Source organism: Methylocystis sp. WRRC1 (assembly GCF_020733155.1).
In the GTDB taxonomy this organism is placed as follows: Bacteria; Pseudomonadota; Alphaproteobacteria; order Rhizobiales; family Beijerinckiaceae; genus Methylocystis.
This window is the reverse complement of sequence record NZ_JAJFZJ010000001.1, coordinates 2,475,001-2,498,578: the sequence shown is the minus strand read 5'-3', so window position 1 is coordinate 2,498,578 and position 23,578 is coordinate 2,475,001. Positions and strand designations below refer to the sequence as shown.

17 protein-coding genes and 3 pseudogenes (1 of these 20 cut by a window edge) are annotated in these 23,578 nt (G+C 61.6%); 7 read left to right on the top strand and 13 right to left on the bottom strand.

All coding sequences use genetic code 11. The features are described from left to right. Positions 1 to 5: 5 nt before the first annotated feature. The 6 genes from LG047_RS12075 to LG047_RS12050 all read right to left on the bottom strand — a co-directional run bounded on the left by LG047_RS12075 (position 6) and on the right by LG047_RS12050 (position 3,914). Entirely contained in the window at positions 6 to 887 is an 882-nt protein-coding gene (locus tag LG047_RS12075; protein WP_227966904.1) for an outer membrane protein, read from the bottom strand. Between the two features lie 162 nt (positions 888 to 1,049). Next, entirely contained in the window at positions 1,050 to 1,865 is an 816-nt protein-coding gene (locus tag LG047_RS12070; protein ID WP_227966902.1) for a lytic transglycosylase domain-containing protein, read from the bottom strand. A gap of 242 nt (positions 1,866 to 2,107) precedes the next feature. Continuing rightward, positions 2,108 to 2,344, bottom strand: coding sequence for a hypothetical protein (locus LG047_RS12065; protein ID WP_227966900.1), 237 nt, complete (start codon positions 2,342 to 2,344; stop codon positions 2,108 to 2,110). Positions 2,345 to 2,477: 133 nt separating this feature from the next. Next, the gene (locus tag LG047_RS12060; RefSeq protein ID WP_227966898.1) at positions 2,478 to 2,696 is read right to left on the bottom strand and encodes a hypothetical protein; all 219 of its coding nucleotides are present in this window, start codon (positions 2,694 to 2,696) and stop codon (positions 2,478 to 2,480) included. Positions 2,697 to 3,302: 606 nt separating this feature from the next. Continuing rightward, positions 3,303 to 3,593, bottom strand: a complete 291-nt coding sequence (locus LG047_RS12055) for an HdeA/HdeB family chaperone (RefSeq protein ID WP_227966896.1) — start codon at positions 3,591 to 3,593, stop codon at positions 3,303 to 3,305. A gap of 24 nt (positions 3,594 to 3,617) precedes the next feature. Next, positions 3,618 to 3,914 (bottom strand): HdeA/HdeB family chaperone, encoded by a 297-nt coding sequence (locus tag LG047_RS12050; RefSeq protein ID WP_227966894.1) that lies wholly within the window; start codon positions 3,912 to 3,914, stop codon positions 3,618 to 3,620. A 420-nt stretch (positions 3,915 to 4,334) separates the two neighbouring features. Here LG047_RS12050 and LG047_RS12045 point away from each other — a divergent pair, with 420 nt between their 5' ends. Beyond that, positions 4,335 to 5,519 carry an acetate/propionate family kinase gene (locus LG047_RS12045; RefSeq protein ID WP_227966891.1) on the top strand — a complete coding sequence of 395 codons (1,185 nt, stop codon included), beginning with the start codon at positions 4,335 to 4,337 and terminating at the stop codon, positions 5,517 to 5,519. Between the two features lie 4 nt (positions 5,520 to 5,523). Here the strand turns inward: LG047_RS12045 and LG047_RS12040 are convergent, their stop codons facing one another. Both LG047_RS12040 and LG047_RS12035 read right to left on the bottom strand, forming a co-directional pair. Further along, a complete protein-coding gene (locus LG047_RS12040) occupies positions 5,524 to 9,825 on the bottom strand; it encodes a translocation/assembly module TamB domain-containing protein (RefSeq protein ID WP_227966889.1) in 4,302 nt (1,433 codons plus the stop codon). Beyond that, on the bottom strand, positions 9,825 to 11,783 hold the full coding sequence (locus LG047_RS12035) for an autotransporter assembly complex family protein (protein WP_227966886.1): 1,959 nt from the start codon (positions 11,781 to 11,783) through the stop codon (positions 9,825 to 9,827). The genes LG047_RS12040 and LG047_RS12035 overlap by 1 nt, the downstream gene beginning before the upstream one ends. Positions 11,784 to 12,266: 483 nt before the next feature. Between LG047_RS12035 and LG047_RS12030 the strand changes: the two genes are divergently transcribed. Further along, positions 12,267 to 15,407: a PAS domain S-box protein gene (locus LG047_RS12030; RefSeq protein ID WP_227966884.1), complete on the top strand. Its 3,141-nt coding sequence runs from the start codon at positions 12,267 to 12,269 to the stop codon at positions 15,405 to 15,407. Next, positions 15,400 to 16,017, top strand: coding sequence for a response regulator transcription factor (locus tag LG047_RS12025; protein ID WP_227966881.1), 618 nt, complete (start codon positions 15,400 to 15,402; stop codon positions 16,015 to 16,017). Before LG047_RS12030 ends, LG047_RS12025 begins: the two co-directional genes overlap by 8 nt. A gap of 11 nt (positions 16,018 to 16,028) precedes the next feature. Here the strand turns inward: LG047_RS12025 and LG047_RS12020 are convergent, their stop codons facing one another. The 4 genes from LG047_RS12020 to LG047_RS12005 all read right to left on the bottom strand — a co-directional run bounded on the left by LG047_RS12020 (position 16,029) and on the right by LG047_RS12005 (position 21,192). Then, positions 16,029 to 16,907: an HD-GYP domain-containing protein gene (locus tag LG047_RS12020; protein WP_227966879.1), complete on the bottom strand. Its 879-nt coding sequence runs from the start codon at positions 16,905 to 16,907 to the stop codon at positions 16,029 to 16,031. Between the two features lie 231 nt (positions 16,908 to 17,138). Then, positions 17,139 to 18,677 carry a globin-coupled sensor protein gene (locus LG047_RS19755; protein WP_227966877.1) on the bottom strand — a complete coding sequence of 513 codons (1,539 nt, stop codon included), beginning with the start codon at positions 18,675 to 18,677 and terminating at the stop codon, positions 17,139 to 17,141. Positions 18,678 to 18,890: 213 nt separating this feature from the next. Continuing rightward, positions 18,891 to 19,094, bottom strand: coding sequence for a hypothetical protein (locus LG047_RS12010; RefSeq protein WP_036285080.1), 204 nt, complete (start codon positions 19,092 to 19,094; stop codon positions 18,891 to 18,893). A 1,018-nt stretch (positions 19,095 to 20,112) separates the two neighbouring features. Beyond that, positions 20,113 to 21,192 carry a hypothetical protein gene (locus tag LG047_RS12005; RefSeq protein ID WP_227966875.1) on the bottom strand — a complete coding sequence of 360 codons (1,080 nt, stop codon included), beginning with the start codon at positions 21,190 to 21,192 and terminating at the stop codon, positions 20,113 to 20,115. 354 nt (positions 21,193 to 21,546) lie between these two features. On the opposite strand from LG047_RS12005, the pseudogene LG047_RS12000 reads away from it, so the two are divergent. After that, positions 21,547 to 21,645 (top strand): annotated as a pseudogene (locus LG047_RS12000) (IS481 family transposase); the annotation flags it as partial. 138 nt (positions 21,646 to 21,783) lie between these two features. Here the strand turns inward: LG047_RS12000 and LG047_RS11995 are convergent. Next, a pseudogene (locus LG047_RS11995) lies at positions 21,784 to 21,921 on the bottom strand (integrase core domain-containing protein); the annotation flags it as partial. Between the two features lie 48 nt (positions 21,922 to 21,969). Here LG047_RS11995 and LG047_RS11990 point away from each other — a divergent pair. The 3 genes and pseudogenes from LG047_RS11990 to tnpB all read left to right on the top strand — a co-directional run. After that, positions 21,970 to 22,907, top strand: a pseudogene (locus tag LG047_RS11990) (IS630 family transposase); the annotation flags it as partial. A 110-nt stretch (positions 22,908 to 23,017) separates the two neighbouring features. Then, the gene (locus LG047_RS11985; RefSeq protein WP_227964452.1) at positions 23,018 to 23,389 is read left to right on the top strand and encodes a transposase; all 372 of its coding nucleotides are present in this window, start codon (positions 23,018 to 23,020) and stop codon (positions 23,387 to 23,389) included. Beyond that, positions 23,386 to 23,578, top strand: the 5' portion of a protein-coding gene (gene tnpB, locus LG047_RS11980; RefSeq protein ID WP_227964450.1) for an IS66 family insertion sequence element accessory protein TnpB. 155 nt of this gene lie beyond the right edge of the window; only the first 193 of its 348 coding nucleotides appear in the window; it begins with the start codon at positions 23,386 to 23,388; its stop codon lies beyond the right edge, outside the window. Before LG047_RS11985 ends, tnpB begins: the two co-directional genes overlap by 4 nt.

Sequence of the window (23,578 nt, the reverse complement as noted above, 5' to 3'; positions counted from 1 at the left end):
GACGGTCAGAAGCCGGCGACAAGCGGCGCTGCGCCCCAGTTGAAATGATAGTTCACGCCTGCGCGAACGATATTGCCGCGAAAACTGGTCGACGAATGCGACGCGCCCGAGAAAGCGAGCGCGCCGACGCCAATGACCGTGCTCGCCATCGGGGCGACACTATAAGTTACATTACCAAGGTCATAGTAAAGGTATTCCGCCTTGGCGCTCCAGTTCGGCATGAACATCCAATCGACTCCGCCGCCGGCGGTCCAGCCCGCTCGCGCGCCGGAATAGGAACCGCTTGCAAAAATATTCGTTGCGCCTGCGACGGGCGTATAGCTCTGGAAGATGCTCGTGTTTGCGGAAACGCCGCCATAGGCGAGGCCGCCCGAGCCGTAAACGAGCAACGTCGGCGTGACAAGATAGCCGAGACGGCCTCGCGCCGTGCCCAGATAATCGAGTGATTTGCCGACGGTGGCCAGTTGGCTCGCGGTCGAGCCGCCGAGGACGACAGGGTTGAACGCAGCGCCGGCGACGGACGAAGAACCATTGCCCGAGGCGACGCCCTGAATATCCGTCTCGACGCCGGCGACAAAGGCGCCGCCGAACTGGTAATTGTAGCCGATCTGACCGCCGCCGATGAAGCCGCTCGCGTTCGCGGGCGCGTTGAACGTTCCAAGGATAGCGCTCGTGGTCCCGTATCCGGCCGGAATCGCGTCGAACATCGGGAAAGTCGCAGTCTGTGCCGAATTATTGTCGCTCCACGCGCCACCCGCGTTCAGGCCGAGGTAAAAGCCCGTCCACAAAGGAGGCGGCGGAAGCGTCGCAGGCCCCTTGCTCGATGGGAGGTCCGCCGCGAGCGCTGATCCGGTCATCAGGGTCAACGTAATAGAAGCGTTTTTCATCGGCGGACTCCCATCTGCAGTTCGCGACTGCCGTCGCCCTGCCGCTCGGGTCGACATTCGAAAATTCTTAACGCCTTTGGTTAATCAATCAACAACAATTGACCATGGATGGTCCGACAACGCCTTGCGAGAATCGGGCTTTGAGGAACGCCTCATTTGCGCTCATTGCCCGCCGCCGAGTTTGGTGGCGAACAAGGCAAGCGTCCTGGCGTAGACCCGCGCCTGATTCCACTCGAGAAAGATCGGGAAATTTGGCTCGCCCTCCTCCCAGCCGGTGCCCGGCCGCCAGCCGCTTCCTCGCAGGAAGTTCGCGGTCGACGCCAACGCGTCGGCGGTGGAATGGATGAGGTCGCGCCGCCCGTCGCCGTCGAAATCGACAGCATATTTCAGATAGGACGACGGCATGAACTGCGTCTGGCCGATTTCGCCGGCCCAATCGCCGCGCATTTGCGCAGGCGACATGTCGCCGCGCTGGACTATCTTCAACGCGTCTTTCAATTCCTGTGTGAACTGCGCGGAGCGCCGACAGTCGTACGCCAAGGTCGCGAGCGCCTGCATCGTCTTGAAGTTTCCGTTGTCTGCCCCGTATCCCGTCTCCAGCCCCCAGATGGAGACGAGGACGGGACCGGGCACACCGTAACGCGCTTCGATCTGACGCAGCAGATTTGCATGTCGCTGAAGCAGTGCGCGGCCGCGGTTCAGGCGCGCGGGCGTGATCAGGCGCGCCGAGAATTTCTCGAAGCTTTGGCGGAAGATCTTCTGACCTCGGTCGCGGGAGATGACCGCACGATCATAGGAGGCGTCGGCAAGCGCAGCGTCGATCACATGCCGGGACATCCCCTCTGAGGCCGCCTCCTGCTTGAAGTCCTCCAGCCAGGCGCCGAAGCCCGCAGCGGAGTTCCCGCAAGCCGCCGCGCCGGCGGCATTCGTCCACAACAGAAAAAGCGCGGCGGCGGTCAGCGACTGGCGGATGTTCATCTTGGGTCTCCCTGAAGCGGTCATTCGACCCATCGCAGCGTTTGGATAAGTCGCCGCGTCAACAACCGCAACCGGCGGCCGGTCGCCGCGCGCAAAACAGAGGCGCCGAAAGGTCTTTCCCCACGTCCGCCATCGATTATCGCGCCAATCGCGATCGGCTTCATCGAACAGATATCAACGAAGGTCCATGTCATTCGCGCATATCGCATTCGGCATGGCGTCGCCAGTCCTCGTCCTCGCGCTCAAAATCCCGAATTGTTCATTTCGAAACGTTTTTTGTCCGCCTCGATAACGCGAGCGAGCGCGCTGCAATTTTGTGGATTTGCGGAATTACGCGCGGCGCACAGCTGATAGGCTTTCAGTGACTGTTCGTATGCTTCAAGCGCATAGTCTTCCTTCGCGGTCTCGTCGTCGGCGGCAAGAGCATTGCCGCCGCCAATGAACGCAAAGGAGAAAGCGGCAAGCAGCAAATAGCGCATGATTACCCTCGATAGGCCGCCAATGTCGGCGACGCCGTTCGTATTCGCATTCTCGGATGATAGCGGCAAACCCGCGCAGCCGCCAGTGAGGACCGCCCTTTCCGCTATGACGGCTCTCGCTACGGAAATGTCTTCAGGGGCCGTCGACGACAGAAATTTGTCTGTCGATCAGAACAACCGCCTTCTGCGCACACTCCTGTCTGGAGCGCGTTCGATAAAATGTGTGTGCTTTTTCTGTCCGAACGCGCGGCGAAATAAAAAGTCGAGGGAAATTCGAGTCTGCGGCGCCGCCTTCAGCCTGGCCGAGTTGGGCGGCGTGTTCGTCCTCGTCGAAATCCGCGAGCATCGCCATTGACCGCGGCCGCGGGGCGTCGCGCCATTTTTTGGTCAAATCAGGCGCGTAGAATTGTTGTTAGTAGGCGGCGCCACCGCCAGACAGAACGGCTCGCGACCTCGGATGTACAGGCGCGGACCGTTTTCGTTGATCAGGCCTCTTTTTTCATCCGCCGGCAAGCCGGCGAGCGACAGCTGAGCTGAAATCGTCTCCAGCGCCCGCGGCAATTCGGCCCGATACGAGCCGGATGGCGAAAACTGCGCCCGAAATGGCGAGCGATAGACTGTTTCCCGCCAAGGATTCAATTACTTCAATGTTAATAACCAACCTCCCCTCTTACTACTAGCCCGGCCTGGCGCCGGGCTCTTTTTGTCTGCTGTGATCGGCGGCGCGGGGGAAGGCGGGTCATATTCCGCGCGCATTATGTCACGCGCCTCTTCACTTCATGAACGTCGGTCTTCGAAATTCGTATGATTTCAATATCCAGTTCGAGAAAAGCAATCGCATTCGTCTGACGGGGTTGAAAAGGCTGCGAGGCGAAGGCTCATTCCTGCACCCCATGCACGAATGCGGTGCGGGCCGGACCCTGTCCTCGCAGCTCCGATTAATTTCTAACGCTGTGGGTCACCGCGCGTTCTTCTCGATAGCGCTCATCAGCGATTCTTTGGAGTGCTTCTTGCAGTAAGCATGAATCTTGTCGTAGTTGCGCTTGACATAGCGCGAGTCGACGACGCTGAGATTCTTCGTGGCGCTGAAATAGCCGCTCATCCAGGAACCAATGAAAGCCTTGGTTTCCGGATCATATTCGGAAAACTGCTTGCAGGTGACTTCCGACATTTCGATCATGACCTGCGCCGACGCCGGCGCCGTCATGGCGAGGGCGACAATGGCGGCGTATGCGAGCTTGAGTTTCATCGATCTTCCCCCATCGTTCCTGTATTACTTTTTGTCGACCGCGCGCTGCAGACCCGCCATGACAGACTCGGATTGATGCGATCCGCACCACTCCCTCACGCTTGCGACATTCTTCTGGAACAGGCCAAGATCGATGAAGGTGCGGCCGCTCTTCTGGGCGTACCAGCCGCTCATCCAGGCGGCAAAATCTGCGGCGTCGTCGGCCGGCATGGCAAGAAGCTCGCCGCAGGTGACGCGGGTCATGTCGACCTTCACCTGCGCATGAGACAATGAAGGCGCGAACGCCGCCGCCATGGCCAAAGCGAATATCAGTCGTTTCATTCGTCTCTCCATCTACATTCAGTAGGGTCTCAGAATGTTTTATGTACACATCAAACGTGAGACTTTATTTTCATTCGAAGGTTAAAGCGCAGAGTCAAGAGGCCGCGGCGCGTCGTCGCCTTGAAACGGGCGACAATGCACCGCGAAATGAGCGATTGTCGCGCAGATGCGGGTTCACATCCGATTGTCGGGCGCATATGGCATAGTTCAAGATGGCCTTGCGGCGCTTTCCGCGTCCACCCAATTTTCCAAGCGCACACGTTTGCGCGCCGCGCGAATGGACGCCTCTTCCGATTCCCGATCGAAAGGAATGCGTGAGACGCCCCGCCCGACGAAGGGTGCTATCAATGGCGACAATAGCGCCACTATAACTTTCTCGTCCATGACGGGCGCTTTTTTGAAAATCCGGATAGTGAAACCATGTCGAGCATAGCCGTCCTGAATGCAGGCTCATCGAGCATCAAATTCGCCGTCTTTCAATCGGCGGCCGAGCCGCTTCTGTTGCTGAAGGGGCAGATCGAAGGGATCGGCGGGACGCCCCGCGCAAAACTGTCGGATGCGAAGGGCAATGTCGTTCTTCAGGAAGAGCTTCCCCGGGAGGGCTTCGATCACGCAGCCGCAACGCAAACGATGATGCGGATCGGCGCCCGATGGCTCGACGGCAAGGACATTGTAGCGGCGGGACACCGCGTCGTTCACGGCGGCGCTGAATATTCCGCGCCGCTGCTGCTGACGGATCAAATCATCGACAGGCTCGCCGCCTTCATTCCGCTGGCGCCTCTGCACCAGCCGCATAATCTTGCGGTCATCAGGGCGATCCGATCCGCTTATCCGCAGCTGCCGCAGACGGCCTGTTTCGACACCGCCTTCCATCGAAGCCAGCCGCCGATCGCGCAGACTTTCGCCATTCCAAGAAAATTTTCGGACGACGGCCTTCGACGTTACGGCTTCCACGGCATTTCATACGAATATGTCGCGGGCCGCCTTCGCGCCGTCGCGCCGGCGGTCGCGGAAGGCCGCGTCGTCATCGCGCATCTCGGCAATGGCGCGAGCCTTTGCGCCGTGAGGAATGGCCGAAGCGTCGCAAGCACGATGGGCTTTACCGCCGCGGACGGGCTCATGATGGGCACGCGCTGCGGTTCGATCGATCCGGGCGCTCTCGTCCATCTGATGGATCAATACGGTTTCGGCGCGCGCGAACTCGAGGATTTCATCTATCGCAGATCCGGACTTCTCGGCGTCTCCGGCATTTCCTCCGACATGCGGACGCTGCGCGCGTCCCGAGACCCGGCCGCGAAGGAAGCGATCGCGCTTTTCATTTATCGTATCGTGCGCGAGATCGGCTCTATGGCGGCGGCGCTCGGCGGACTCGACGCATTGGTCTTCACGGCCGGCATCGGCGAAAATGACGCGGCGACGCGCGCCGAGGTCGCGGCCGGATGCGGCTGGCTCGGGTTGACGCTGGACGACGCTGCGAACCAGCGAGGCGAAACGCTGATAAGCGCGCCGCAATCGCGTGTCGGCGTATTCGTGATCCCGACGAACGAGGAACTTGAAATCGCGAAGCGCACGGCGGAGATTCTACGCGGCGCGCCCGCGACGTGATTTCTCAATACTCCCATTCGACGCCGACGCCAGCGGAGGTCTGGCCATCGACGCGGGTTTCGCTCTGCACGCGCACGCCTTTCGTCACGTCCACGCCGACATTGACCGACGTCTGCTCTGGCTTCGATCCTGTTCTGACGCCAACACTGACGCCGTCCATGATGTAGCGCGAGGCGCCGACCGTCGGACCATTGGCGCCGCCAGCATCGATGTCGAGAGAATCGACGCCCAGCGCCTTGCGCATTTTTTCGAAAGCGTCGACGCCGGTGGCCGCCCCTGAATATTGCGCCAGCGCGGCTGCGAGCTGCACCGCCTGGAAGGGCGTCAACGAACCCGAGGCCTTCGCAAACAGCAGGCGCGACAGCACCTCGTCCTGCGGCATTTCCGGCGAGGAAGAGAAAGTGAAAGTCGGCGAGCCTGCGGGACCGGTGATTCCGATTTTCGCCGTTATGTCGGCGGCTCTCGTCTCAGCCATGAAATCGAGCTCGGGCCGGAATCCGCCGGTGAAAGTGAGCTTGCCGCGCGTGATGTCGATACGCTGTGTGAGCAGTTGCAGCCTCCCGCGCCGCAGATCGAAACCACCCAGCACGGTGGGCTTCTGGAGCGTGCCCGTGAGTTTCGCCTCGCCGCCGAACTCCGCATCGAGCCCCCGTCCCCTCACGAAGACGCGGTCCGGCGCGGAGACGGAGAGGTCGACCGCTACGTCGAAATTGGAGCGGCGGGCGGCCTTTTCCTTCTCCTTGCGCGCAAGCGCGAGCATCTGCGCGGCGAAGCCCCTGGCGTCGATGTGTGTCGATCCGGGCAGCGGCTTCAGATTTGCGGGGAGGCGATCGGGAACGCTCACCTCCATCGTGTCGAGCTTGATGCGCCCGGCGACCTTCGGCGCGCGCGCCAGAGCGCCGCTGATCGTGAGATCGAGATCGCCCGTGGAGGATACGATGTCGGTGCTGGCGAGCTGCGCATTCTGCGCGAAAACATGAAGCGAACCGGGCATGCCGGACCCCGGCGCGACCGACACGCGGCCGGCGAGAGCGATCTGTCCGCCGTTTTTCGTTTGCGCCGTGACGCCCGGAATCGCGAGATCATGGCCGCGCCCATCGATCCGTCCCGCGATCCTCGTCAGGCTGACGCCATTCAGCGGGTCGTTGAAGGCGCCGTCGGCGATGGCGATCGAACCGCCGACGATCGGACTGGCGGCGGGGCCTGTGAGGCGCAGATCCACAGTCGCCTTGCCGGCGGCGGTCTGGCCGTTTGCGGCGAGCATCGTATTTGCGAGCGCGGCGTCGAGCGCGCCCTTCACCGCGAGGTCGAGCGCGCCTGCGCCCAGCGGCGCGGAGCCCGTCACCTTGAGGCGGCTCGCCGCGCCGACAGTGATATCAGCGTCCAGCGTCGTTCTGGAATTGGCGAGCCGCCCGCTCGCCGAGACATCGAGCGCCGGAAGGCCGTTCGAGCGCAATTGCGGCGCCGTCGCCTTTGTGACCCTCACGCGCCAGTCGCCGGCCGGCGCGGCCCTTGCGCCCGTGATCCGGGCTTCGGCGTCGAGATTCCCGTCGAGCCCAAGGGAGGGATCGACGATCGAGGCGACGGAGAGCGGAACGGCTCGCGCTCTCGCGGTGAGGTCGAGCCGGTCGCCGACCGTTCCGTTCACATCGAGACGGCCCGCGCCGAGCGCGACGGCGACGCCCTGCAAATCGAGCGCGCCGCGGTGAAAAGTGACGACGGCGGGGGCCGTGAGAGCGATCTTCCTTCCCGCGCGCTGCGCCGAGAACTGGGAAATATCGAGCCGCGTGCGCTCGCCGGGCGTGAGCGTTCCGCGACCCGTAATATTGAAGCCGCGCGCGTCGAGCGTGAGATCGAGCGCAGCCCCGCCGGCGCCTGCGGGTCTCGCGAGAAGTCGGGCCTTTCCAATCGTCTCCGCGCCGACGCGGGCGTTGTCGAGGCTCACCTCGCCGTCGAGGAGCGGGCGGCGGTAAAGATCACGCGCCGAGAATTTCGCGGTGAGCCGCTCGATCGAAGCGGCCTGCGCCCGGACGCCCGCACCCTGCGCGTCGACCGAAATATCCTGCCCGCCGCCGGCAGCGTCGAGCGTGATATTGGCGTTCACGCGGCCGGCGAGTTTTTGCAGGGCGAAGGCGGAAAAATCGTCGAGGTCCGGCGCTGCGACCGCGAGACGGCCGCGGGCGAGGCCGGCGCCGTCGAGAACGAGCGCGCCTTTTGCGGTCGCGTTCCCCACCGCAAGGTCGAGATCGTCGATCTTCCATCCCTCCCCGGCGCGCGCGGCGAGGACGCGCCCGCGCGCCGGCTTTCCGTCAATGACGCCGTCGAGTCTGGCGAGCGCCGACAGATCGCCTAGGACGTCATGCGCCTCGCCTTGCAACGTCAGTTTCGGGATGGGCCGGCCATTGGCGGCGGCGTCCCGAAGCGTCGCCGTCAGCATGACGTCGGGCTTTGCGAGCGACCCTGACAGCGCGGCCGCCACATCGGCGCGGCCGCTGAGCGGCAGGCCGGTCGCACGCAGATCCGGCAGATCGATCTTCGCGTCGATTGCTGCCTTTTCCCGGGTCGCCTCGCCCTGGAGGATCGCGGAGACATGGTCGCCGCGAAGGGAGAGCTTGTCGAAGGAGACTCCGCCGTCGGGAAGCGTCGCGAGCTTGCCGGAAAGCGACAGGCGGCGGCCCAGCAGTCCGTCGAGCGCCGCCACGCCGACGCCCGGCCCCGCAATGGCGCCGTTCAGCGTCGCCGCGATGCGGCCTTCCTGCGGCGCGCCGGCGAGGTCGGCGGCGAGCGCTAGGGCGCCGCGCAGGTCGCGTCCGGCGAGCCCCGCAAAGCGGCGCAGATCCGGCGCCGAGACATGCGCCTTGCCGTCGAGCGCATGGGCCCCCGCGCGACCGGTGAAACTCGCCTCGCCCGCGCCGGTTTCGATTGTGGCGACGCCAATTTCCGCATCGCCCGCGCCGCTCGCGCGGGCGCGCAGCGTGAGGCCGAATTTGTCGCCCACGGCCTCGGAGAGCGCGACATCGGCGAAGGCGAGGCCGTCGCCCTGGGCGTCCGCCTCGATATCCATGCGCGCGGCGGGGTCGGTGAGATCGCGATCGGCGACCGCCCTGGCGGCGATGTCGAATTTGCCGACGCGGCCGATCGGGCCGTCTGCGTCCTCGATCTGAAGGCGCAGCCGCGCGGCGGGGCGGTTCAGCGCGCCCGAGATATTGGCTTCGCCCTCGAATTTTCTTGCGCTGAACCGGGAGCCCGCCCCGGCCTCGGCGCCGTGAAGGGCGGCGGCGCCCTCGATCCCGCCATCGGCCGCGAGCCGGCCTGCGGCGTCGAGCCTGAAGGCGGAGGCGTTCAACGCCAGCCGATCCAGCGCGATGGCGCCGTCGTCGCCCAGATGCGCAACGCCTTCAACTTTCGTCGCATCGGCGAAAAGCGCGGCGAGGTCCTCGGGCAGCAGTTCCGCCAATCGCGCGGAGAGGCCGAGGTCGAAGCGCCGCGCCGCGCCGTCGCGAACGACTTTCACGCCGCCTTCGGCGCTGATCGCCTCCCCTGCGCGAGCGACGAGTTTCGCGTCGAAGGCGTCGAGCGTCCCATCGCCGTCGAGGGCGATCTCGACCGGCGGCAGGCCGGGAAGCCTCGCAAGCCGCGCGATCAGGCCGCCCTCCGGCTCCGACGCGGCGGTTCGGACCTGGAGCTTCCCGTCGGCCGGCGAAAAGTCGGCGCTGGCGGCGATCGTTCCAGGAGCGTCGAGCCGCCGGGCCACGAGCTTCGCTCGCGCCGCGTCACGGGCGCCGCCGATTTCCGCAGAGCCGTCGACGGCGAGCGTCGCCGCCATGTCGAGCACGGGCTTGTCGAGATCGACCCGGCCGATGGAAAACTCTCCGAGCCTGACCCTGATCGGAAGATCGGGACGCCATGAACCGCTCGCCTGCTCCCGCTTCTTTTGCGTCTCCCTGCCCGGCGCCGGCCGGCGCAGCACGTCGACCCGGCCGATGTCGATGCGGTCCACGTCGAGCTTCAGCGCCAGCAGCGCGAAAGGCGACCATTTCGCCGAAACCCGGTCGATACTGAGCCAGACGCCGTCGCGATCCGAGAGCGTGACGTTGCGCGCCGTCGGGCTGGACGAGGCGACGCCGTCGACGCCGCCGATCTCGACCGTCATGTCTGGAGAGGAGACGGCGCGCGAAATCATTCCCGCGAGCGTCGTCCCGCCCCTGTCGCTGTTGAGAAAGGTCACGGCGGCGCCAATCGCGCCGACGATGAGCAGCGCGGCGAGACCGGCGACGAGCCTGGGGCGGGAAAGGCGCAAACGCATCAGAAGGATTCCCCGATGCCGATGAAGAGAGCGATGCGGCTGTCGACCGGCCGCGGATTGAGCGGCGTGGCGACGTCGACGCGGATCGGGCCTATCGCCGTGTAGTAACGCAGGCCCAGCCCCGCTGCGGCGCGCAGGGTCGAACCGAAATCGGGCCATGGCGACGAGAAAGCGGCGCCGATATCGAAGAAGGGCACGACGCCGATGTTCTGCGTCACCCTGAGGCGCGCCTCCAGCGAGGCCTCGAAAAGGCTGCGCCCGCCGGTAGGGAAATCGAAGCCGTTATACGGGCTGATGGACTTGTATCGGTAGCCGCGCACCGAACCGCCGCCGCCGGCGAAGAAGCGATGGCTCGCGGGGATATTCTCGATGCTCGCACCGACGATCGACCCGACGGCGACGCGGCCGGCGATGATGCGCCAGGCGTCTTCGTCCAGCGCGTAATAGGCGGAGGCCTGTCCCTTCGACTCCACCATGCCGACGCCATGCGGCAGCGCATTCACATAGGGCGTGACGCGGCCGACGACGCGAACGCCGCGCGTCGGCGCCAGCGCATTGTCGGTGCTGTCGTAGTTGCCGGAGAGGGGGAAACCGAGAAGCGAATAATTGTGCAGCCCCCAGGCGTCGAAAAACTGCCCGCCCTCGACCTCGATTCCGCCCTGGATCGACGCCGTGTCGCTGAAGCGGTGACGGATGGCGCCAGTGAAATTGCCATAGGACGCCCAGTAATAGACCGTCCGCTCGCGCACGGCGGAGGCGTCCAGCAGCAGATCGTTGCGCGTGCCCCAAAGGGCGGGCTTGAGGAAGCCGACATGGGCGAGGCCGACGAGATTGCTGGCCTCGATATGCGGAAAGGCGAGAAAGGCCGAGGAATTGTTGTAATAGGCGAGGCCGCCTTCCAGATCGACGCGCAGGCGCTCGCCGCCGCCGAAGAGATTTCGATCCATCCAATAGGCGCGCAGCGCCGGCCCGTTGATATTGGAGAACATCGCGGCGGCGCCGATCACATGGCGCTTGCGCTCGCTGGTTTCGACGAGGATCGGCAGATTGCCGTTCTTGTCCAGACGATCGCCGTCCGAAACCTTGACCCCGCCCAGCGCCTCGATCCGCGCGACGGACCTGCGCGTGTCCGCGAGCTTCTTTGGACTGTAGGGTTCGCCCTCCTCGAGATAGATGAAGGATCGGATGACGTCGGGATCGACGCCGGATGATCCGGAGAGCTGAACCTCGCCGATCCCGGCGCGCGGCCCCGGATCGATGGTGACCGCCACATCCATCGCGTGCTCCCGGTGAAGGATGACCGGGCGCGAGGAGACGACCTTGGCGAGCGGATAGGATTTGTCGCGCAGCTGATCCACCCACTCGGCCTCGCGGGCGCGCACCGCGGCGGCGCGGGCGGGTTCGTCGGGCTCGACTCCGAGCGCCTTGCGCGAGAAGAGGGCGGGATCGATGGGCGCATTCGTCCGCGCGTCGTAAACAACGACGTGGCGAAGCTTGAAGACCGGACCCGGATCGATCTCGAAGCGCACGGGGACGAGCGCCGCATTACGGTAGCGCTCGGCCGCCGCGGCTGCTGCTTCGACGCCATGGCCCTCGGGCGAAACCGCGACGCCCGCGACGCTCGCGCGGACGGTGGCGTTGAAATAGCCGTTCGCCCAGAGCGCGTCGGTCAGGCGCGGATAATCCGCGACGACGCGGCGGGCGAGCCCGACGCCGGCGTCGGGCGACTCCAGCCGCAAACGCCAGCTGTTCGACGCGTCTTTCAGATTCTGATCGAGCGCGCCGTCGCCGTCGAGGCCGGCGAATGAGACCTCGTAGGCTACCGTCTCCGGATTCGGCGTCGCCTTTTCCGGTTCGCCGAACAGCCCGAAGAAGTCGAAGGCGCGCGAGGGTTCGCTCCCGCCAAAAACAAAAATGGCGCAGACAACCGCAACGAACGAAAGGCGGTCCGGCTTCACGGCAATCCTTCTTGAAATCCGAGCCGGAACCATAAGCCGAAACGCAAATCCGGTCCATGTCGGCATATTCGGGCGGGTCGCGATGGTTAAAAATCTGGACGAATTGTTCGGATCGACTCATATGACGACAGAAGGTCCATGTCGCGGAGGACCCGTCCGGAGCCGCCGCTTTTCGAGGCGCCCGACAGGGGCGACGCCCGAATTCCCGTGATCGGCGCGTCCATCGGCAAAACAGGACTTGTGTCTTCCGTGCGGCAATGGTCTAGCTATGACGATTCTGGAAACACGCATGCTGGGCGCTTTGGTCGAATTCCCGCAAAATCGACGCAGGCGAAGATGCGAGGAAAGTGATTTGGGCGTTGCGTCATTTTTCGAAGCCTATTCGCAGTGTAATGCGCGCCCACCCGGCCTTGGCTTCCGACCGCATTTGAAGATCGGCGTCGGGCGAAATCGCCGCCTTTCGCGATTCAGAATCCTGAAACCATGAAAATGACCAATGCGCCGTCGCGGAGAGTCCAGCAAACCGCCGCCGCCCTGAAACGCTGGCTCCCTGCGGGCGGGCAGTGGCCGAGTCCAGTTACATGGCAGGGTCTTGCGCTGGCCATATGTCTGCCCGCCGCGGCAGGGTTGATGGAGTGGATGCTGTGGCCGTGGATTACCCCCAGCATCTGGATTTTCGTCTATCCGGCCGTTTTCCTCGCCTCGCGCTGGACCGGCTTCTGGGGTGGGATCGTGAGCACGATCCTCGGCGCGGCGATGGTGTGGTTCATCTTTATTCCATTGCAGGCCAGCGCGATGAGCCTGGAGTTCATCCCCCCGTGGTCGACGCTCAGCTTCATGGCAATGGGCTATCTTTTCAGCGACACCCATGAGCGTCTGCGCCACAAGCATGTGCGCATTGAAAGCCGCTTCGAGGCGATTTTCGATCAGGCGGCGGTCGGCATCGGCCTCGTAGGGCTCGACGGCAGATTCTTCCTCGTCAATCGCAAGCTTTGCGAGATGCTCGGCTACAGCGCCGACGAATTGCAGGCGATGACCTTCCAGCAAATCACGGAGCCTGAAGATCTGACCGAAAGTCTCTCGCACCGCCAGCGGCTCATCGACGGCGAATTGCAGATAAACGGATTTGAAAAAAGGTACATTCGCGCCGATGGGGAGGCTTTCTGGGTCAATATCACGCTTTCGCTCGGCAGAAAGCCGAATGGCGAACCCGATTATATCATCGCCATCGTCGAGAATATCGAGAAGCGCAAGAAGATCGAAGCCGAGCTGAGAAACAAGACGGCCGCGCTCGACGAAGCGCAAAGGGTGAGCGACTTCGGAACCTGGTGGTGGGATTTCCGCACCGGCGCCGGCTATTATTCAGACGCGGTCTACGAGATATATGGACGCGATCCCTCGCTCGGCCCCGCCGGCTTTCAGGAGGCGCAAAAATATTTCACGCCCGAAAGCTGGTCCCGACTCGTCGCGGAACGCGCGAAATGCATGGCGGGCGGGACGCGATGGGAATGCGACCTCGAGCTGGCGCGGGCGGACGGCGGGCCGACCTGGGTCACGATGCGCGCGGAAGTGGAGCGAGATTCGACCGGCGCGGTCGTCAGAACCTACGGTTCGGTTCAGGACATTACGAAACGCAAGAAAGCGGAACTCGCGCTTATTGAAAGCGAAGAGAGGATGCAGCTTTTCATCGAACACGCGCCAGCCGCCCTGGCCATGTTTGACCGCGAGATGCGTTATATCTCCGCAAGCCATCGCTGGATGGATGATTATGCGCTCGACGAGCGCGATATCATCGGGCGCTCACATTACGATCTCTTCCCCGAAATCCCCGAACACTGGAAGGAAGTTCACCGCAGGGCTCAGGCGGGAGAGATCGTCCGGGCGAACGAGGACAAATTCATCCGCAAGGACGGCAGCATCCAATGGCTGCGCTGGGAGGTGCGCCCTTGGCGCGCGGCCGATGGCGCCGTTGGCGGCATCGTTATCTTTGCCGAGGACATCACCGGCATTGTCAATGCAAGAAACGAAATCCTGCGCGCGAACGCCGAGCTGGAGGCGCGCGTCGCCGCCCGCACAGCGGAGCTGGACGAAGCGCGCCAGAAAGCCGAATTGAACAACGAGCGCCTTCGCATGGCGGTTGCCGCGGGCGCCATCGGCACATTGGACATCGACCTCTTGCATGACACAGTCGTGGTCGACGACAACTGGCGCGCCCTGTATGGATTTGCGCCCGACAGTCCTGTCACGACGGCTCTGATCGACCGCTGCATCTTTCCAGACGACATGCCCATGGTGGCCGAGGCGAGACGCAAGGCTTTCGATCCGAGAGACGGAGGCAATTATCGCGCGCAATACCGCATTCGCCGCCCCGACAGCGGCGCCGAACGATGGATCAGCTCGCACGCACAGGTCCATTTCGACGACGACCGGCCCGTCCGCGTCGTCGGCGTCGCTCGTGATATAACAGATGAACGCTGTCTGGCGCTTTCGCTACTCGAGAAAGCGCAGCTCGCCGAGCAGATAAAAGCGAGCGAGGCGCGGCTGCGCGCAGTGATCGACGGCGCGGGCGACGCGATCATCACAATCGACGACACCGGCGTCATTCAGTCGATCAATGCCGCCGGCGTCCGCATGTTCGGCTATGAGCGGGACGAAATCATCGGCCGCAAGGTTCAATTACTGACAAACGAACCATTCGGGAGCTCGCACGACGGCTATATTCAGAATTATCTGCGAACCGGCGTCGCCAAGATCATCGGCGTCAGCAGGGAGGTCGAAGGACGACGCAAGGACGGGACGCTGTTTCCCGCCGAACTCGCCATTTCCGAGGCCAAATTCGATAAGACGCGTCTGTTCGTGGGCTTCATGCGCGATCTCTCCGCCCAACGCGAGGCCGAAGCGAATATCGAGCGGTTGCGCACGGAGCGCGCGACGGCGATCGGCGGAATCGCGGTCGCGCTGGCGCATGAGATCAACCAGCCGTTTCTGGCGAGCGTCGCCTATCTCAACACGGCGCGGCAACTATTGGGAAAGCAGACGCCGCAACATTTCCCCGCGATCGAGGAAACGCTGGACCTCGCCGCAAATCAGATCATGCGGGCGGGACAGATCATCAGCCACCTGCGCGAATTCGCCTCCAGCGGCGAGCCGGACAAGACTTTCCAGCATCTCCACGAACTGATCCGCAACGTCGGCAGTCTCACAGAGGATAGTCTGAAACAGGCGGACGTCGAACTGACCCTGCGACTGAATGCGGAACCGGATCGCGTGCTCGTGGACAAGGTGCAGATCAAGCAGGTCCTTCACAACCTCATCCGGAACGCCAAGCAGGCGATGAGCAATTCGACGACGCGGAAATTGACCATTGCAACCGAATCGATAGAGGATGACATGATACGCATCGATATTATCGACACGGGCTGCGGGCTCACTCAGGAAACCATGGCCAGATTGTTCGAGCCATTTGTTACGACAAAGGATTACGGCATGGGTGTTGGTCTGTCGATCTCGCGCTCGATCATCGAAGCGCATTATGGAAAATTATGGGCTGAACCAAACCCCGACGGCGGCGCCATATTCAGTTTCACCTTGCCATCGGCGACGAACGGAGCGGCCGATGCGTAACAAGGAGACGATATTCATCGTCGATGACGACGCAGACGTCCGTCACGCGCTGAAACTGTTATTGACAAGCCTCGGGCATGTCGTCCGAACCTATTCGTCAGCCAGGGACTTCCTCGCCGAGGTTGGCCCCGAGGATTGCGGCTGTCTTCTCACCGACATCCGCATGCCGGGAATGAGCGGCGTCGACCTTCTGATGAAAATGAAGGAGTCAGCGATCAAAATTCCCGTCGTCGTCATGACGGCCTACGCCGATGTGCCGCTCGCGATTCAGGTCATGAAGGAAGGGGCAATCGATCTCATTCAAAAACCGTTCACCGATGCGACCTTGCTGACGGTCGTGAACAGCGCCCTCGCTCATGAAAATGATCAGGGCGCGCGCGAAGCGGAGGTCAAGGCGATACAGGAGAGGCTTACGACCCTCACCCCGAGAGAGCGCGACGTTCTGAACGGCTTGCTCGCCGGGCGCTCGAACAAGATCATCGCGCATAATCTCGGCATAGGGGTGAGAACGGTCGAGACCCATCGCGGAACGATCATGGAGAAAATGCAAGCGGAAAGCTTCGCGGACCTCGTGCGCATGTCGCTCATCGGGCAATTCGATCGACGGTGAGAAATATGGCGCTAGTCGCGACATTCGGTTGGGCCGCTACAGTGATCCGAATGATTGACCGCGACAGACACGAAGTCGTCGAACCCAGTCAGAAAAGCATCCGTGACGTCAGGATCGAATTGTGCGCCGCGTCCCGCCGCAATGATCTTGCGGGCCTCCTCGAACGGCAGGCTGCGCTTGTAAACGCGATTCGATATCAGCGCGTCGAAAACATCCACTATGGCGGTTACTCGCGCCGACAGCGGGATCTCGGCCCCTGAAAGTCCATCAGGATAGCCGCTGCCGTCCCACCTCTCATGATGCCAATGAGCGATTTCCTTCGCCACGGCGAGAAATGGCGCGGGCTGCCGTATGTCCCGTTCGGTCTGCTCGATCACTCGCGCGCCCAGCGTCGTATGGGTTCGCATGATGGCCGTCTCCTCCTCTGTAAGCTGATCAGGCTTGAGCAGGATCCGATCCGGTATGCCGACTTTGCCGATATCGTGCAGCGGCGCCGACCATGTCAGCAAGTCGATATAGCGATCGGTCAGAATGGGTGAGAAACGCGGGAATGCGCGCAGCTTTGTCGCAAGCAGCCGGACATAGTGTTGCGTGCGCAGCAGGTGGTTTCCAGTATCGGCGTCGCGCGCTTCAGCCAGATACGCCAAGGCAAGCATGGCCGTCTGCTCGACTCGTCCGGTTTCAGCGTCGCGCCGCGCCAATTCCGCCCTCAGCGCGGCGATCTCGGCTCTGAAAAAATCTCTCTCCTGCGGCGATTCAACAAGCTTTCGCTTCGGCGCAAATTGAAAAGCCTGTTCCAGCAGTTCGCCGACCCGCCTGATCGATGACGTCTCTTCGGGGCGGCCTTCATCCCTTGCGTCCAGTTTTGCAATGGAAATGAGGACCGTCATGGTCGAGGAGACCGCTGCTTCCCGCAAGCGCGCAAGCAAGGCGTGATCATCCTCGACCTCCGTCGCCAGACCGAGGAAGGCCGACATGGGAGCGTCGCTTCCAGGCGACTTCGCCGCCGTTGCGGGGTGGCCCGGCCGCGCATCCACCGCGCAGCGGATGTCAAATCCAGATGGCTCCAAATAGATCAGCATGGCGTGACGCTCGTCCTGGCTCTGGTCGTCGACCGACAATCATCTCCCCACGACTTTGAGCGCGGGGCGCGGCTGATTCGACGGCGCGCGGCGATACGCGGCGTCTCCGAAGCTGAATTTGGAAATCGACTCGTCGAGAACGATCGTCTCCTGTCTCAGGCTTTGCGTCGCCGCGTTGGTCTCCTCGACCATGGCCGCATTGCTCTGCGTCGCTTGATCCATTTGAGTGACGGCGACATTGACCTGATTGAGCGCCATGGCCTGATCATGCGCATTGGCGGAAATCGCGGCCACCAGCGCGCTGACTTCCGTGACGCGGGCTGCAATCGTCGCAAGCGCCTCGCCCGTTCCGCCAACCAGCGTCACCCCTTTCGAAACCTCGACGCTCGATGTCGAGATCAATCCCTTGATCTCCTTCGCAGCGTCGGCGGATCGTTGCGCCAGCGCGCGCACTTCGGACGCGACCACGGCGAAACCCCGCCCTGCCTCACCGGCTCGCGCCGCCTCCACCCCAGCATTGAGAGCGAGAAGATTTGTCTGAAACGCAATCTCGTCGATTACGCCGATGATCTGGCCGATATTTTCAGAAGATCGTTCAATGCCGGCCATTGCCTGGACGGCGCTCGCGACGATCACGCTTGCCTTCTCGGCCTCCTCCTTTGTCGTCAACACTATGTTGTTGGCGGAGCGGGTGGTCTTTGCGGTTTCGTTGATGGTGTTGGTGATTTCCGCCAGGGCGGCGGACGTTTCTTCGAGGTTCGCTGCCTGCGATTCGGTTCGCCGGGACAGGTCATCCGCTGCGGTGGCGATTTCATTGGTCGCCTGGGCAATCATCGCCGCCGATTCGGCGACGGACGTCAACGACTCCCGCAGGCGCTCGACCGTCTGATTGAAGTCGGACTTCAGCGTCTCGAACTCGGAGGCAAGATCTGCATTGATTCGCGTCTGCAGATCGCCGCTAGCGAGCCTCTTCAAGGCTTCAGCCAGAACTTCTATCGCATGCGTCTGATTCGCCTCGGCGGCCAGGCGCCCAGCCTCACTTTGTCTGCGCTTCTCCTCGAGTTCCTCGAGATATACCGAAATCGACAACTCCATATCGAGCAGGGAGGCCTTGACGAGACTCGACAGCGATTCGGCCATTTCTCTGGCGCGATGCTTGCCGTGGCCCATGATGCCCGGCCACCGATCTTTTACGAGAGCGTGGATCAATTGCTCGATGACGAGCGTGTAACCACCGATATACCAGCGCGGCTCCAGTCCCAATCTTGCATGCGTCTTGCCGATAGCGCGTACTGCCTGCGCGTAGGTCTCATTGAAGGCGGCGCCAGTTATCACACCCCAATGCGCCGCCTGCCGGCTCTTCGCAGCATCCAGATGCTTATCACTGGAAAAGAATTTCGCCGTGTGCGGCGTCTTGCGGACCTTGTCGTAGAAGGCCGTCAATGCGCCACCGATATTTTCTTCAATCAAAGGCGCCATGCTGCGAAGCTGGGCCCTTGTCCTTTCATCGAGGCCGATAAAATCGAGCCGCTCGGATATTGAGACAGCTGTGCTAGTCGAATTGTCTAGATTTGTCACAGGACGCCCCCGGAATGAACCGTGAAAGAGAGAATTGGATCCGGTTCATCCGGTAACGAGCGGCGGCGTCATGCACGTCGAGTGTAGGATACTAGGTCTCACATTTCATATCTGTCAATTAGTTAGTCGGGGGCTTTGATTCTCTCCTTCGTACAGTGATGGCAAATTCGCCGAAACCAGAGCACTCGAATGCAGACATCCGTGGCTGCGCAATTAGAATTCGTCAAATTCGTTCAGGAATTCTTTAGCCTCCAATTCTGCAAGCTTGAGGAAGTAAGCAACCATCGGCAACCCGGAACGCGTTGCGATCTTCGAGAGCTCTTCAGACATTTCGGCGACATACACGGCCGTCGAAATGCTTGTGTCGTGGGATTCGCGGGAGAAGGCGGCGACTTGATTTACGGCTTGTTGCATCATTTGTTTGGCTCAATGTTCGATTGCGCTGGGGGTGTCCGCCAACCGCGGACATACGCTAGGACTGTCGACAAACGGTCGGCGAAGTCATTCTTCTTGTTTCATCCATTGCTGCCGTGGAAATCGATGATTTTCAGGCGCTCGACTTACCTGGTTTTCGACTCAACACATCCACAGTAACCGACCTGCAGCGCAACTATAAGGGCCGGGAAGTACGGAGCGACAAAGCGTGTTGACCTACATCAATGTACACGCTGCCGTTTGCATCCGCAGGGATTTCCGGCGTCGTTGTCGTGACTGACTGAACGTTTTCCGTCACAGTGCAGCGGTCATCAGTGCGTATGAACACTGACTTGCGTCGAGGCGCCGCGCAAACTCTTCATTCGTTCATAGGCTGGCTGATGCGAAATTGTCTGCAACAATTGCATTTGGGATGTTGTCAGATTCCGATGCCTTTAGAACCGAATGTCAAAATTGCAATCCGACCTGTTTTCAGGTCGGTCATCTCGAATGCAAACTAGCTCAGAACTGCAATCGTACGCAATCGTGACAGATTTTATGGCCGCGAGTGAGACCACGATTGATTGTTGTGCTTCGCGTCCCTTCAGCAAGTTGATAAGATTTCCACTTATCTATTTTGCACGCTATCTCCAGCGCGCAATGACATTCATTTTTTCGTTCTCCGCAATGGGTGATAAATGCGCAGGATGCGCTCGTGTGTAACGCCATTCTTGATCGATTGAGAGAGCCTCCCGATGGGAACTCCTCGCATGGCGCCTCCATGGTTCGCCAAGGTTGCAACAAACCCGCGGCCACGCAATGAAGAGACATGGCGGGAATGATAACAGATGCATTTGACGAAAGGGAATTGACGAAGCAATCGCGCCTGCCCACGATGGCGTGAGCTTATCGGAACGATCTGGAACGGGACGCCGGATTTAACGAGATGGCGTTGCTATTAATTATGATATGACCAAAAGTGGCAATTTTGAAATTCGAATTCGAAGAGACAGGTCAGACGCTATCGCGAGGCGACGTCTCGGCGGATTTCGCCCCCATGATGAGAGATGCCTTCGGTAATCGCTTCATCGACGTAGGCATACAGCGCAAGATCTTCCTCGAGAAGATCTGCAACGAGGCCAATCCTCGATAGTGTCGTCGCGAGGCCCTTGACTGTTCGAAACGACGTCGGGCCCTCTTCGCCGAGCACGTCAACACCTAGAACGCCCGACAGCAATTCCTTGAACAGGCCGTATCGTTCCCTTGTGCCGACGACGTCGATAGTCGCTAGATTATCGAGGGCTTTTGAGACATGCACGCGTTTTGGAACCTCGTCGAGATCGCATCCGAAGACTTTCGTCATCGGACTCATTAGTTCTCTGCGCTGCTGATCGCTGGTCGCCCGGAAAGCCGTTGTCAGGCCACGCGGATCGTTTAGCGGCAGTTCGCGAGCGAAATCGATAAGAGTCGTTACGCCGGTAGAATACGTTTCCAAATAGGACGACGCATCCTCCTTCGCGAGAAAATTCAGAAACAAGAGCCGTTCCGCGAGTTCCTCGAACGGTTCCCGCAGCAGCGCAACTCGGACATAGCCCTTGTTTTTCAGATACTGGTCATAGCGGCTGAGCAATGAACGGCCAGAAATAAAGATTGAACTATTGAAGGGATTACTAATTATGTTGATCGTTGTTTCGAGACCGTTCCGCTCGGAATTCGAGTAAGTAAGTGTGAAGTGTTTTTCAATAGCGCTCAAAATACGGCGCTGAGGCATGATCGAGCAGTCAAATAAAAACATTTTCCGCTCGATGTGGCGCCCCTTCTGGAGCCGCCGATAAATCGGCAATCTCGTTTCCGCTTCGACGATTTCGATATCATCGATCTGATCGAGATCCGGAACGATTTTGGTGTTCACGTCGAAGCCGACGAGACCGGTTGAATGGAGTCCGAGGTCGCGAATCCCCGCGCGCGTCACATTCGCCTGGACAGCGATTTCGTTGCGCCCGGGTATAATAATGATGATCGTAGGCGTAAGGGAAGGATTGTCAGGCGCAAGCCAGCCCTTGATCGAATTGCCGGAATCGGAGTCTATGATAAAATGCATTCCGCTGGCTGCCTGATTTGGCTCTCGTCGCGCATGATGAGCCTGACTTTGCTTTCCTCGCGCCGCTCGGCCGGCAGCGTCCCATAATGGAGCCATTCGCCGCGCCGCTTGGCAACCACGGATTTCGCTCTTGGGCGAGCATTGATATCTGACCTTTATGGTCGACTCAAGCAGAGGCAGCTAAAGAGCATTTTTTAGGCGGACCCAACAGTGCAAGTCGAAGCGGAGTTCGTCATCCGAACTGGCGCATCGGCTTTCATCCATAAATCGGGGGTAGACTCGGGCTCAAAATCCTAGATGTTTGATCCCAGGGTTTGATGATGCAATCTTTTTCAGCGGCGGGAAGAATGCGCTATGGGCCAGGTTCTCCACGGGAGCGCCCGCACGACAGGGGCGGTGCGTCGAGCGATACAACATAGTCAAGATAGCCCGAGAGCTCTCGCCGAGAGCTGGCTCTGGTTGGTTGGACAGCTCCCCGCGGATTTTAATTGGATCTCTGCTGGGTTTTGCTGAACGAGGGGCGTTTCGATTTTGTCGCGGCGTCGGGAGGACGTAGCCCGACCAGACCTGCGGCAAAATCGAAGGGGACATTTATGCGGCCATCGCCGTTTCCTGTTTGTCGAGGTAGGCCTCGTCGGGCGTGCGCCCGTCAAGGCTCGAATGCGGGCGCCGCTCGTTATAGAACGCCAGATACCGACTGATCGACGCGCGCCTCATACCAACGGCTTCGCTTTGTGACTCACCGGGGATTCCCCTGGCGCGGAGGAGATTCGCGCCATGCCAGCAGCGGTCAAATTTCGAGAGGACTTCTCGGGTGGGGAGCTTCGGCTTTCGCCCGGCGCTCGAAGGACGTCCATCAGAGCCGGCGCTTGTTGTCGCTGGCGGCAGTCCGCGAGGGGAAGGACCTGGGCGAGGCCGCCAGGATTGGCGGCATGGATCGGCAGACGCTGCGCGATTGGGTCCATCGCTTCAACGCCGCAGGGCCGGACGGCCTTTTCGATCAATGGACAGACGGTCCGACGTCGCGCCTGTCGGCGGCGCAATTGGCCGAGTTCGTGAAAATCGTCGAGGCCGGACCAGTTCGCGCCCGGGATGGCGTCGTGCGCTGGCGACGCGTCGACCTCAAGCGCGTCATCGCCGAGAAATTCGGTGTCGATTTTCACGAGCGCTATGTGGGGACTCTACTGAAGAAGCTCGGCTTCTCTCACATCAGCGCAAGGCCGCGCCATCCTGCGCAGGAGGGCGAGATCGTCGATGCCTAAAAAAAATTCGCCGCGACGCTGAAGGCGCTTTTCGCTCATCTGCCGCCGCGAACGCCCGTCGAAATCAGGTTCCGTGACGAAGCCCGCATCGGCCAGAAAAACGGCTTGGTGAGACAATGGGCTCGCCGTGGAACACGTCCGCGTCAGCCCGCCGAGCAGCGCTACGAAAACGCCTATCTGTTTGGCGCGATTTGCCCGGCCAGGGGCAACGGCGTGGCGCTGGCGCTCCCCTATGTCGACACGCAGATGATGCAACTCCATCTCGACGAAATCTCGCGCCATGTCCCAAAGGGCGCGCACGCCGTGCTGCTGCTAGATCGCGCGGGCTGGCACACGACGGCGAAGCTCGCCATGCCGAAAAACATCACCCCGATCCTGTTGCCATCACGCGCCCCGGAGCTGAACCCGGTCGAGAACGTCTGGCAGTATCTCCGTCAGAATTGGCTTTCCAACGTATCCCTCCGGCGGCGGCCGCCTGGCGGTGAGCTCGGATTTCGGGCTAGCTGGGTGACGGCTGGCGCGATGATCGTGTCCACTACTATTACAAGCGGGCACTATCGCCGATGTCGCGCAACGATGACGATCCGCCGGCTCTCCGTCGCAAGCGCCGATCATGGGCTCTCGATGAGAAGCGCCGGATCGTCGGCGAGAGCCTCGAGGACGGCGCTTCGATCGCCGAGGTCGCACGACGCTACGACCTCAACGCCAACCAGCTCTTCACCTGGCGCCGGCAGTTCGGCCTCGATCTGGCTGCGCCGCAGGGACGCGCGCCGATCCTGCCGGTGACGATCACGCCGGACGCGACGGCGGAGTATTCCGCTCCAGGGTCGACCGGCCAGATGGAGATCGTGCTCGCCGACGGTGATCGGATCATTGTGTGGGCCGATGTCGAGACAGCCGCGCTGTCGCGGGTCGTGAAGGCGCTGCGCCGATGATCCCGTTGCCGGCGGGCTGCCGGGTCTGGATCGCGACCGGCCATACCGACATGCGGCGGGGCATGCGGGGCCTGGCGCTTCAGGTGCAGGAGCAGTTGAAGCGCGACCCTCACGCGGGCGACCTTTACATTTTCCGGGGTCGCCGCGGCGATCTCGCGAAAATCCTCTGGCACGACGGGATCGGGCTGT

Bases quoted from the DNA above. Each gene is read 5' to 3' on its own strand.
- LG047_RS12075 (WP_227966904.1), bottom strand. From the start codon at position 887: ATGAAAAACGCTTCTATTACGTTGACCCTGATGACCGGATCAGCGCTC.
- LG047_RS12070 (WP_227966902.1), bottom strand. From the start codon at position 1,865: ATGAACATCCGCCAGTCGCTGACCGCCGCCGCGCTTTTTCTGTTGTGG.
- LG047_RS12065 (WP_227966900.1), bottom strand. From the start codon at position 2,344: ATGCGCTATTTGCTGCTTGCCGCTTTCTCCTTTGCGTTCATTGGCGGC.
- LG047_RS12060 (WP_227966898.1), bottom strand. From the start codon at position 2,696: ATGGCGATGCTCGCGGATTTCGACGAGGACGAACACGCCGCCCAACTC.
- LG047_RS12055 (WP_227966896.1), bottom strand. From the start codon at position 3,593: ATGAAACTCAAGCTCGCATACGCCGCCATTGTCGCCCTCGCCATGACG.
- LG047_RS12050 (WP_227966894.1), bottom strand. From the start codon at position 3,914: ATGAAACGACTGATATTCGCTTTGGCCATGGCGGCGGCGTTCGCGCCT.
- LG047_RS12045 (WP_227966891.1), top strand. From the start codon at position 4,335: ATGTCGAGCATAGCCGTCCTGAATGCAGGCTCATCGAGCATCAAATTC.
- LG047_RS12040 (WP_227966889.1), bottom strand. From the start codon at position 9,825: ATGCGTTTGCGCCTTTCCCGCCCCAGGCTCGTCGCCGGTCTCGCCGCG.
- LG047_RS12030 (WP_227966884.1), top strand. From the start codon at position 12,267: ATGAAAATGACCAATGCGCCGTCGCGGAGAGTCCAGCAAACCGCCGCC.
- LG047_RS12025 (WP_227966881.1), top strand. From the start codon at position 15,400: ATGCGTAACAAGGAGACGATATTCATCGTCGATGACGACGCAGACGTC.
- LG047_RS12020 (WP_227966879.1), bottom strand. From the start codon at position 16,907: ATGACGGTCCTCATTTCCATTGCAAAACTGGACGCAAGGGATGAAGGC.
- LG047_RS12010 (WP_036285080.1), bottom strand. From the start codon at position 19,094: ATGATGCAACAAGCCGTAAATCAAGTCGCCGCCTTCTCCCGCGAATCC.
- LG047_RS12005 (WP_227966875.1), bottom strand. From the start codon at position 21,192: ATGCATTTTATCATAGACTCCGATTCCGGCAATTCGATCAAGGGCTGG.
- LG047_RS11985 (WP_227964452.1), top strand. From the start codon at position 23,018: ATGTCGCGCAACGATGACGATCCGCCGGCTCTCCGTCGCAAGCGCCGA.